Source organism: Streptomyces sp. Ru62 (genome assembly GCF_002920615.1).
Classification (GTDB): domain Bacteria; phylum Actinomycetota; class Actinomycetes; order Streptomycetales; family Streptomycetaceae; genus Streptomyces.
Map to the genome: position 1 here is coordinate 1 of NZ_PQSU01000070.1, position 11346 is coordinate 11346.

Consider the following 11346-nt stretch of genomic DNA (forward strand, 5'->3'; position numbering starts at 1 on the left):
GTGCGCCGGATGCGTGCGCCACCGGCCCTGCACCCAGATGCTCACTGCCGGCATCGACTACGACGGCGGCTGGGCCGAGTATGTGATCGCCCGCGAGGACACCCTCATCCCCATCCCCGACAGCCTTCCCTTCGACCAGGCCGCGATCATCCCCGATGCGGTCTCCACCCCCTACGCCGCCGTCGTCGCCACCGCGGGCGTCCGTGCCGCCCAGTCCGTCGGCGTCTGGGGAGTCGGCGGAGTCGGCGCGCACAACGTACGCCTCGCCCGCCTGGTGGGCGCCGCCCCGATCATCGCCGTCGACCCGCTGCCCAGCGCCCGCGAGCGCGCCCTCGCCTTCGGTGCGGACTTCGCGCTCGACCCGGCAGCCCCCGACTTCGCCGACCAGGTCCGCGCGGCCACCGGCGGACGCGGCCTCGACTTCGCCTTCGACTGCGCCGGCGTCCCCGCCGTCCGCGACCAGGCCGCCTCCGTACTCGGCCTGGGCGGCTCCCTGATCCTGGTGGGCATCACGCCCCGGCCCCTGACCATCACCGAGGGCCTGACCTTCAACTACCTGCAGAAGCAGGTGCGCGGCCACTACGGCGGCTTCCCGGAGTCCGTCTCCGAGCTGGTGCAGCTGACCGCGGCCGGTCGCCTCGACCTGGCCCCCTCCATCACCGACCACATCCCGCTCGTCGAGGCCGCCGACGCCGTCCACCGACTGGAGAACAAGATCGGCGACCCGATCCGCCTCATCCTCGTCCCCTGACGCCCGTCAGCAGGACGACAAGCCACCCTGGGCAGGGGTGAGTGGGCGCCGGTGCGTGAGGGAGCACCGGCGCCCACGGCTTTCCGGCAACCGTGGAGAGACAGAACCATGCAGACGACCGACGCCCCGGGCCGTACTCCGCAGCGCAAGGACGCCCACTCCAACCGCAGGCGCATCCTCGCGACCGCCCGGCAGAAACTGCGGAACGACCCCGACACGAGTCTCGACAGCATCTCCCGGGCGGCCGGCGTCGCCCGGCGCACCCTCTACGGACACTTCCCCAGCCGACATGCGCTGATCGCCGACCTGACACAGGAAGCAGGCCATGAACTCCGGCAGGCGTTCGCCAGAGCCCGTACCGCGGATGCCGACCCGATCGAGGCGATGACACGGATGGTGCTGGCGGCATGGACGGTGGGCGACCACTACCGCATGCTCATCACCTTGGGACGGCGCCACCTGGGAGAGGACGCGATCCGTACCACTCTGGCACCGGCCCGCGCAGAAGCCGTCGCAACCCTACGGCGCGGTCAGCGCGAAGGCGTCTTCGCGGACCACCTTCCAGCACCCGTCCTCGCCCAAGCACTGGAGGCACTCATGCTGGCCCTCGCCGAGGAGAACGCCGCAGGCCCGTGGGCGGACCGCACGGGCGAGGCCGCGGCAACCGCGTTCCTCGTCGCCGCCGGCGTAGCACCGCAGAGGGCCGCGCTTCAGGTGCAGGAGGTCATCGGGCGAGATCGGGCAGCGGCCGACGGGTGACCTCGTGGGCGTCGTCCGCACCGAGGCCGAGCATGCGCAGGACCATCTCGGCCAGGTCGGAGGCGGCCTCGTCGCCGTCGAGATCCGGGCGGTCCAGCCGCAGAGCGACCAGGGACAGCAGGGTGCCGCCCAGGGCGGACAGGGCGGTGGTCGCGTTGCCGCAGGTGAAACGGCCTGAGGCGATGCCGATCTCCAGGTCGCGCAGGGCGCGCGGGGCGAGGCCGCGGTCGGAGTGGATGTGGGCCAAGCCGCGATCGCGCAGGATCCGCAGGAGCTCCGGATGGGAGTCGGCCATCCGGGCGGTGAGCCGGAAGCCGGCCGCGACCAGCTCGGCCGGGTCGTCGATGCCTTCCACGCGCTCGTCGATGACCTGCCCGAACTCCTCCAGGGCGTCCGACACCGCCGCGTCGAACAGCTCCGTCTTCGACTCGAAGTGGTTGTAGAAGGACCCGAAGCCGACGTCGGCGCGCTCCGCGATGGCCTGGATGCTCGCGCTGGTGTCCCCGGTCTCCGCGAGGATCTGCCGGGCCGCGCGGACGAGCGCCTGGCGGGTCTCGGCACGGCGCCGTTCGAAGCGGTTCTTGGGCGGGGCTGACGTCGGCATGCGGCCCAGTGTAACCGCCGCCACGATGACTCTGCCATTACTGATGAGATCCTCAATTATTTGGGCGACGCCTATTGACGATGCGAAACAGCAGAGTTGATGATTTCCTCATTACGGCAGTGTTGCTTGGAGGACACCATGTCCCACATCCCCGTTAACAAGGGCGGTCCTCTGACGCCCCACCAAGACCTCCACAGTGAGCAGGGCGCCCTGCGCGGTGAACATCCCGGACGAGCCCGGAATCCGGTGATCAAAGTGGCGGACCTGGCCTGGTTGGAGTTCGAGAAGCCGGACCTGGACCGGGCCGAGGTGTTCGCCCGTGACTTCGGCTTCGCGATCGCCGCCCGCACCGATCACGAGCTGTGGCTACGCGGCACGTTCGCGGGCCCACCCTGCATGGTCATCCGACGCGGCAGTGCGTCCCGATTCATCGGGCCGGCGTTCCGCGCGGCCGAGCGGACCGATGTGGACCGGCTCGCCGCCGCCGTCGGACACACCGTCCGGGACATCGACGTCCCCGGCGGCGGCCGGTCGGTCGCCCTGTTCGATCCCTCGGGACTCCCGGTCCGGGTGGTGCACTGCGCCGAGCCGCTTCCCGCGCTGCCCGAGCAGCCGCCGCTGACCCTCAACACCGGCACCGGGCCCCGCCGCCGTACGAACGCCACCCAGCGCCCGCCCCGCGAGCCGTCCCGCATCCAGCGCCTCGGCCACGTAGTGCTGGAGACGCGGACGTTCACCCGCACCCTGGACTGGTACCTGGACACCCTTGGCATGATCGTGTCCGACTTCCTCTTCCTGGACGGACAGCGCCAGCGCGGGCCGACCATGGCGTTCATCCGCTGCGACCAGGGCAGCCTGCCCGTGGACCACCACACCCTCGCCCTGCACCTCGGGCCGGGAACCGGCTACGTCCACTCCGCCTACCAGGTCACCGACCTCGACGCGATCGCCGCCGGCGGGGAGTACCTGGCCGAACGCGGCTACCAGCGCAGCTGGGGCATCGGCCGGCACATCCAGGGCAGCCAGCTCTTCGACTACTGGCGCGACCCCGACCGCTTCATGCTGGAGCACTTCGCCGACGGCGACCTGTTCTCATCCGACCTCGAACCCGGATGGGCGCCGATGTCGGCGAGCGGCCTGGCCCAGTGGGGCCCGCCCGTCACCCGCGACTTCCTCGGCGCCAACCCGTCCCCCGCCAAGCTGCGCGAGGTCATGACGGCCCTGCGCGGCGACAACGAACTCGACCCCGCACGCCTGCTGGGCCTGATGAAAGCGATGAGCTCATGAGCACCAACGTTCTGCGCACCGCCGACGGCTGGTGGGCCGTCCGGGACGATCGCGCCGTCCGCATCGAGACCAAGGCGGTCACCACCGCCGAACTGCTCGCCGACAGGGCCGCCGTCCGGGAGGCCGCCGCCTCCGGCGAGCGCGGCACACCCGTCGCCGACCTGGTGGCGCTGCCCCCGGTCACCACCCCCTGCCGGGTGGTCGCCCAGATGGTCAACTACCGCAGCCACGCCAAGGACTCGGGCTTCACCGGCGACATACCGCCCACCTTCTTCCGCAAGGCGTCCGGCTCCGTCACCGGCCCGCACGACACGATCGTCCGCCCGGCGCACGTGAACTTCCTCGACTACGAAGTCGAACTCGGCCTCGTCATGGGCGCGACGCTGCCGGTGGGCACAGTTGTGGAGGAGCAGGACCTTCCTTCGTACGTCGCCGGGCTCGTCCTCACCAACGACGTCAGCGCCCGCGACGTGCAGCTGACCAAGACCCAGTTCTACGAGAGCAAGTCCTATCCGACCTTCACGCCGACGGGCCCGTACCTGGCCCTGCTGGAGACCGACGACTTCACCCACCTGCTGAACCTGCGGCTGCGGCTGAACGTCAACGGCGTACCGCGCCAGGACCGCACCCTCGCCGACATGATCGTACGGCCCGCCCAGGCGCTCACCCTGCTCGCCCGCTTCCAGACCCTCGACCCAGGCGACCTGCTGCTGACCGGCACCCCCGGCGGCACCGCACTGAAGGCTCCGCCCGCACCGGTCGCGAAGATCAGTGCGCTGCTCCCTCCCGCGGTGAAGTGGAAGGCGTTCTTCAAGAGGCAGGAAAAGAACCCCCTCTACCTGCGTGCAGGTGACGTCGTGACCGCAACGATCGCCACCCCGGACGGGCGGATCGACCTCGGCGAGCAGCGGACCCCTGTGGCGGACGCGAGGTGAGCGCCGCAAACCGAAGGCCGGTGGTGATCATCGGCGCGGGGCCCGTGGGGGTCACCGCCGCGCTCCTGCTCGCCCAGCGCGGAGTGCCCAGCGTGCTCCTGGAACGCCACCGGGACATTTACCCCCTGCCGCGCGCAGTCGTCGTGGACGACGAGGTCCGCCGGATCCTGCAGGGCATCGGTGTTCACGAGGAGTTCGCCGCCGTGGCGCGCCCGGCACCGGGCCTGCGGCTGCTGGACCCCCGGCGCCGCGTGATCGCCGAGTTTCCGCGGTCCCTGCAGGGCCACCATGGATTCCCGCAGACCAGCATGTTCGACCAGCCCGAGCTGGAACGCCTGCTGCGCGCCGCCCTCAAGCGCCGCCCCGAGTGCGAGCTGTGGGGCGGGGTGGAGGTCGTGTCGGTCACCCAGGACACCGATGGATCACACGCTCCGACGGGTCCGGTCCGGGTCACTTTCCGCCGTGACGGCAGCGACGAGGAGGAGCACCTGTGGGCCGATGCCGTCCTCGGCTGCGACGGGGCGGGCAGCATCACCCGTGACGCCATCGGCGCCGTATGGGAGGACCTGCACTTCGAAGAGAGCTGGAGGGTCATCGACGTCCGCACCAGCCTTCCGGTGCGCACCTGGGAAGGCGCCGAGCAGGTCTGCTGCCCCACCCGGCCGGCCACGTTCATGCGCGTCGGCGAGGACCGCTACCGCTGGGAGTTCCGGATGGCCGAGGGCGAGCCCCTGGACGGCCCACAGGGGCTGGAACGGCTGCGCGAGCTGGTCGCCCCCTGGGTGGACCTGCCGTCCGGCAGCCCCCGGGACGACGACTTCGAGGTGATCCGGCAGGCGCAGTACACCTTCCGCGCCCGCCTCGCCGACCGGTGGCGCCGCGGACGCGTCTTCCTGCTCGGCGACGCCGCCCACCTCACCCCGCCCTTCATCGGGCAGGGCCTGTGCGCGGGTCTGCGCGACGCCCGCAACCTCACCTGGAAACTCGCCCGCGTCCTCCAGCAGGGCGCGGACGACCGGTTGCTGGACACCTACCAGCAGGAGCGCAAGCCGCACGCCCGCCACGTGATCCGGGTCGCGGTCGCCGTCGGCTGGGCCATGACCGGCGGACAGGACCGCGGAGCGGCCCTCCGCCGGGCCGTCGTGGGCGCGGCATGCCGCATCCCCGGCGTGACCGCGGCGGTGAGCCGCGACCTCAGCCCCGCACTGACCGCCAATCCGCTGGTACGACGCCGCCCCCGGCTGACCCGCCGTTCACTGGCCGGCACCTTCTGCCCGCAACCCTGGGTGCTGTGCGACGGCAGGCGGGAGCGCCTCGACGACATCCTCGGGGAGTCCTTCGCCGTACTGACCGCCCTGCCGCCCACGGCACGGATGACGGGCGTGGCCACGGCCCTGGGCGCATCCGTGATCCATGTCGGCGGCCTGGAAGACGACGGCACGCTGGCCGCCTGGCTGTCACGCGGCCGGGCGGACGCCGTCCTACTGCGCCCCGACCGCGTCGTGATGGACACCGTGCCCACCGGCACCGGCGACTTCACCGACGCCGCCGCCTGGGCTCCCCTGCTGCACAGTGCCCGCCGCCCCGCCGAAGCCCGGCCCGTACCCTGACGAGGAACACCACACCATGACCACCCCGCACGCCACGCCCTGTCCGGAGCCCTTCCTTCCGCCCGACCCTCAAGCGGCCGCCGGCAGCCGCATCGCGGACTTCGCCCGCTGGGCCACCCGGCACCAGGGCGCCGAAGGGATTTTGCACCCGACCGACTACCAGGCCCTGCACCGCTGGTCCGTCACCGACCTGGAAGGATTCTGGGCCGCGGTGTGGCAGTACTTCGACGTCGACGCCACCACTCCGTACGAGCGGGTGCTGGCCGAGGAGGCCATGCCCGGCGCCCGCTGGTTCCCCGGCGCCACCCTCAACTACGCCCACCACGCACTGCGCAGGCTGCGTCCGGACGCGCCGGCGATCACCGCACTGGACGAGACCGGGAGGGGCCACGAGATCACGGGCCGCGAGCTGCGCGCCCGGGTCGCCTCCGTCGCCGCCACCCTGCGGGACCTCGGCGTGAGAGCCGGCGACCGGGTGGTCGGCTACCTGCCCAACACCCCCCACGCCGTCATCGCCTTCCTCGCCACCGCCAGCCTGGGCGCGGTGTGGTCCGTGTGCGGACAGGACTACGCGCCCAAGGCCGCCGCCGACCGCTTCGCCCAGCTCGAACCCACGGTGCTCATCACGGCGGACGGCTACCTCTTCAACGGCACCCGACACGACCGCCGCGCCGCCTCCCTCGACCTCGCCGCCGCCCTTCCCACGCTCAGGGCCACGGTCCTCGTGGATCACCTGGGCCTTGCGTGGCCCGCGACCCGGGCCGCGAAGCTGACGGTTCCCTGGGAGGACGCGGCCAGCCGCACCGAGTACCTCGCCATCACCCCGGTTCCGTTCGACCACCCGCTGTGGATCGTCTTCTCCTCCGGCACCACCGGCCTGCCCAAAGGCATCGTCCACGGTCACGGAGGCGTCCTGCTGGAACACCTCAAGACCCTCGGCCTGCACTGCGACCTGGGCGTCGGGGACCGCCTGCTGTGGTACACCACCACCCACTGGATGATGTGGAACCTGGTCGTCTCCACCCTGCTGACCGGCGCCACCATCTGCACCTACGACGGCAGCCCCGCCCCCGAGGCGCGCCCGGACGTCCTGTGGCAGCTGGCGGCCCGCCACAAGGTCACCGTCTTCGGCACCAGCCCCCAGTACCTGCTGGCCATGGCCAAACTCGGCGTCGACCCCGCCGTGCACGACCTGTCGGCGATCCGCGTCATCGGCTGCACCGGCTCCACCCTGCCCGCCTCCGCCTACCCCTGGGTCCGCGACCACGTCGGCGCAGGCGTCCAGCTCGCCTCCACCAGCGGCGGCACGGACGTCGTCTCCGGCTTCGCCGGCAGCGCCCCCACCACCCCCGTGTGGGCGGGCGAACTGTCGGCCCCCAACCTCGGCGTGGCGCTCGCGGCATACGACGGCGCGGGACGGCCGGTCACCGACCAGGTCGGCGAACTGGTCGTCACCCGGCCCATGCCGTCCATGCCGCTGTACTTCTGGAACGACCCCGACGGCAGCCGCTACCACGACGCCTACTTCACCGCCTACCCGGGCGTGTGGCGGCACGGCGACTGGATCACCCTCACCTCCCACGGCTCGGTGATCGTCCACGGCCGCTCCGACGCCACCCTCAACCGCAACGGCGTACGCCTGGGCAGCGCCGACATCCACGACATCGTCGAACGCCTCCCCGAGATCACCGAGGCCCTCGTCATCGGTGCGGAGGAACCCGACGGCGGCTACTGGATGCCGCTCTTCGTGGTCCTCGCCGACGGTGTCGGTCTGGACGAGTCCCTGTGCGAGAAGATCCGCGACGCGATCCGCACCGGCGCCTCCCCCCGCCACGTCCCCGACGAGATCCTCGCCGTACCGGCCATCCCGCACACGAAAACCGGCAAGAAACTCGAGGTCCCGGTCAAACGCCTCCTCCAGGGCGCCCGCGCCGACCAGGTCCTCAACCCCTCCGCGGTCGACAACCCCGACCTGATCGCCTACTTCGCCGGCCTGGGAGCCGAACGCCGCCAGGCCCCTTGTCCGCACACCCCCGAGGGCGTCTCGTGATCCTCTCCGCCTCGCTGACCTGTCTCATCGCGTTGATCTTCGCCCTGCTGGGCGTGGCCAAGATCCTGGCCCTGGGTCCGATGCCCGAGCTCGCCGCCCACGCCGGCTTCACCACTGCGGCCTACCGGGTCATCGGCGGGCTGGAGCTGGCGGGCGCCATCGGCGTGGCCCTCGGCCCGGTCCTCCCGCTGTGCGGCGGCCTGGCCGGCATCGGACTGCTGATGCTGCTCGCCGGTGCCGTGACCACGCACGTACGCAAGGGCGACGGGCTGACCAAGCTCCTCCCCGCGGTGACATGCACGGCCCTGGTCGCCTGGTACCTCGTACTCCTCGCCGGCCTCTGACCCGTTCCTGGAGACTGTCGGCGGCCACTCGTCCTGTTAGCGAGCCCACGGCGGGGCTGGCAGACTGACTCTGTGGTTCCGCTGATGGTCGCGGCGGATCAGATCGCGTCCTCATCGCTTACCGGCGCCAGTGTGGTGTCAGTCTGCGCACTGCTCTTCACCGTCGCGTCGTTCTGGTGGCTCAACGCCCGACAGGGACGCCTGCAGGCGTGGGAACCTCATTCCTTCGCGGCGATCGTCCACGGTTCCACGGCACGCCTACGACTGCCGCTCGTCCTGCACAACACCGGTCCCAAACCGATCGTCGTGCAGGACCTCATCCTGACCTTCCCCGATGAGCCCGCCTCTCATCTGCCCCTCCTGTGGGTGTCCTCCCCGTCCCGGCTCCAACCGGGGCCGGACGAGGAGACGAAACTGCCGGCGGGGTTCGTCGTGCTCGGCAGGGAAGCGCAACAGCTCTTCCTCGAGTTCGAGGCACCATTTTCCGGATTCCTCCCGGAGGCCCGTGACTACAAGGCCCAGATACAGGTGCGGGTCGGCCACCGCAAGGGGTGGCGGCCCCTGCTGACGTTCAGCTTGAGGGCCGCCAACATCATCGATCCAGATCGCTACACCGTTTACAACAACGCACCGGTCGAGCTGACGAAGGAAGACCAGAGGAGAGCGGATGCCGCGCTTCTCGAACTGCTGGAAGAGCACGGGGACGGCTCCCCTCCGGGCGGCAGGAGCCAGAGGGATCCGACTGATGACGGCGACGCCGACACAAGCGGCTGATGACGAGTCCCCAATCGGCGCGGCGGGCATTCTCTCCCTGGTCATGGTCCACCGCCGAGAACCTTTCCGAAGCTGGGCGTAGCGTGAAGGGACGGGTGCCTGTCCGGACTCGTACTGCAGCGAGCGGGTCCGGGCACGGGGCTCGGCAAACCGGTGAGCCCAGAGCCCTTGCATGATCACCTCGGGTGATCCGGTCAAGGGTCTGGGAGAGTCCAATGCCGATCACAGCCTCGGCACCGGCCAGGGCGTCGACCCCGGCATCGCTCTGCCTGGAGCGTCCGCCAGGTTCCTCGTGGACCGGGAGACGAAAGGCCACTCATGCCTCGATCCATGCGCGCGCTCGTAGCCGTAGCGGCCGGCGAGCCCACCGATGTCCTGCGGCTGGAATCACGGCCGGTTCCCACGCCGGACGCCGGTCAGGCGTTGATCCGTGTGAAGGCGACCCCGGTTCACGCGAGTGATCTGCACGTACTGCGCGGCCGCTACGGCTTCTCGCCGGAGTTTCCCGCCGTCGGGGGCAACATGGAGTGCGTGGGCCGTATCGCAGACCTGGGCCCGCAAACCGAGGGGCTGGAGGTCGGTGAGCGCGTGGTGGTCGCCGCTATCCCGGCTGTACCCGGGCCCCCTGTGGCAGGCACCTGGCAGGAATACCTCGTCGCCGACACACACAGGCTGCTGCCGGTCCCCGACCAACTGAGCGACTCCAGCGCCTGCCAACTCGCCGTCAATCCATTGACCGCGCTCCTCCTCGTCACGCGCGAACTCGACATACAGCCGGGCGAATGGCTGTTGCAGACCGCCGCGGGCTCCACCGTCGGCCGGCTCGTGATCCAGCTGTCCCGGCATCTGGGGATTCGTACGATCAATGTCGTGCGCCGACGTGCTGCTGTCGAGGAGATCAAAGCACTCGGCGGCGACGAGGTCATCTGTACGGAGGACGAGGACCTAGTGCAGCGTGTCGCTGAGATCGCGGGACCGGTCGGCGTGCGGAAGGCCATCGACTGTGTCGCGGGCCCCGTCGGCGCCCAAGTGTCCCAGGCACTGACTCCGCGTGGAGACCTGGTGGTGTACGGCGCGCTCTCCACCCACCGGCAGACCGACCCGGCGGCGCTGACCATTCCGCTCCAGGCCCGCTCGGTCATCTACGAGACCAAAACAGTCCGTGGGTTCTGGCTGAACCGTTGGTTCGGCAGCGCCTCACCGGAGGACGCGCTGCACGCGCTGGCCCAGGTGCGCGGTCTCGTCGCCGACGGGGTGCTGAGCATCCCCCAGGGCCGGCCGTTCCCGCTCGAAGCCTTCCCAGAAGCCGTCGCGCTCGCCGAAGCACCCGCACACGGCACCAAGCCACTCTTCGTCTTCGACGAGGGGCGTAACGAAGGTGATGGGTAGGAAGCCGCTCCGCCGATGCGATGGCGGTGCGGCACAAGCGGGTCAGCACCTGCGCCGGTGTTCCGGAGAGCCCTTGTACATCATCTCGGAAGCTGCGCTGTGTGGACTGGTCGCTGAACGTGAAACGACAGCCTGGGCATGGACGCCGCCCAGGCACGACGGGCGATCAGCGAGGCAGGCATCGCCTTGGACACCTAGAGGCATTCGACTTTGCGAAGGCGAAGGCTTTGACCTGTTGGCCACCAACGGCCCCGGGCCGATCTACCGCAGGCGTGCGTCATCACTACGCCCTCGCGTCAAGTGCCCGGTGGAGGAGAGCCTGTGGGGACGGTGCCACCGCCGGAGCTGCAGCACAGGCGCTCGGGAGCCCCCGCCGGTCGCGTCTGCAGGGGCTTGCCGTCGAACGCCTCTCTCACAGGCACTGTCACACCTCTGTCACCAACTACGCCGACTCCCCCGGACCGCGATGCCCTGACCTGCCACTACCCACCCGCCCTGGACTGACGTGGACGCCCGAAGACGGTTTCTACAACATGTGCCATGTGGTACCCAGTGAGGGACCCAGGATCAGGACCGGAGCGTCTTCTGGCCCGTCAAAGCGGTATTGCAGGGTGTTCGGGGGTGTCTCACTCACGCCCCAGACCCTCTCACGTCTCACGACTGCCCCTATAACGAGGGTTACGACTGCACAGGTCTGACCAGGTGAAAGACCTCCCGGGCCGCGTAACGCTTGAGGCTTCTGACTATCTCGCGCCGGGTCTTGCCCTCCGGTGCATGGGTCGACGCGCAGGCGGGTCTGCACGATCCGGTGCAGGGCCGCGTTCGCCTGCCGGTCGCCGCCCC

The 11346-nt window shown here is 70.4% G+C and carries 10 protein-coding genes; 9 read left to right on the forward strand and 1 reads right to left on the reverse strand.

The genetic code is table 11. From position 1 onward, the window contains the following. Together C3492_RS43280 and C3492_RS43285 are read left to right on the forward strand one after the other, a co-directional pair. On the forward strand, positions 1-751 hold a 751-nt coding region (locus tag C3492_RS43280), incomplete at its 5' end, for a zinc-binding dehydrogenase (RefSeq protein WP_103818054.1). Between the two features lie 108 nt (positions 752-859). Further along, a complete protein-coding gene (locus C3492_RS43285; protein WP_103818055.1) occupies positions 860-1510 on the forward strand; it encodes a TetR/AcrR family transcriptional regulator in 651 nt (216 codons plus the stop codon). Here C3492_RS43285 and C3492_RS43290 read toward each other — a convergent pair. Beyond that, on the reverse strand, positions 1476-2114 hold the full coding sequence (locus tag C3492_RS43290) for a TetR/AcrR family transcriptional regulator (protein ID WP_103818056.1): 639 nt from the start codon (positions 2112-2114) through the stop codon (positions 1476-1478). The genes C3492_RS43285 and C3492_RS43290 overlap by 35 nt on opposite strands. 138 nt (positions 2115-2252) lie before the next feature. Here C3492_RS43290 and C3492_RS43295 point away from each other — a divergent pair, with 138 nt between their 5' ends. The 7 genes from C3492_RS43295 (at position 2253) to C3492_RS43325 (ending at position 10503) form a co-directional block, all read left to right on the forward strand. Further along, complete coding sequence (locus tag C3492_RS43295; protein ID WP_103818057.1) at positions 2253-3401, forward strand: VOC family protein; 1149 nt, start codon at positions 2253-2255, stop codon at positions 3399-3401. Further along, entirely contained in the window at positions 3398-4336 is a 939-nt protein-coding gene (locus tag C3492_RS43300; protein WP_103818058.1) for a fumarylacetoacetate hydrolase family protein, read from the forward strand. The genes C3492_RS43295 and C3492_RS43300 overlap by 4 nt, the downstream gene beginning before the upstream one ends. Next, entirely contained in the window at positions 4333-5946 is a 1614-nt protein-coding gene (locus tag C3492_RS43305) for a bifunctional 3-(3-hydroxy-phenyl)propionate/3-hydroxycinnamic acid hydroxylase (RefSeq protein ID WP_103818059.1), read from the forward strand. Before C3492_RS43300 ends, C3492_RS43305 begins: the two co-directional genes overlap by 4 nt. Positions 5947-5962: 16 nt before the next feature. Next, positions 5963-7996, forward strand: a complete 2034-nt coding sequence (locus tag C3492_RS43310; RefSeq protein WP_103818063.1) for an acetoacetate--CoA ligase — start codon at positions 5963-5965, stop codon at positions 7994-7996. Next, a complete protein-coding gene (locus C3492_RS43315) occupies positions 7993-8340 on the forward strand; it encodes a DoxX family protein (protein WP_103818060.1) in 348 nt (115 codons plus the stop codon). Before C3492_RS43310 ends, C3492_RS43315 begins: the two co-directional genes overlap by 4 nt. A gap of 72 nt (positions 8341-8412) precedes the next feature. After that, positions 8413-9114 carry a hypothetical protein gene (locus tag C3492_RS43320; RefSeq protein ID WP_146075811.1) on the forward strand — a complete coding sequence of 234 codons (702 nt, stop codon included), beginning with the start codon at positions 8413-8415 and terminating at the stop codon, positions 9112-9114. Between the two features lie 330 nt (positions 9115-9444). After that, positions 9445-10503, forward strand: a complete 1059-nt coding sequence (locus C3492_RS43325) for a zinc-dependent alcohol dehydrogenase family protein (RefSeq protein ID WP_103818062.1) — start codon at positions 9445-9447, stop codon at positions 10501-10503. Positions 10504-11346 lie beyond the last annotated feature (843 nt).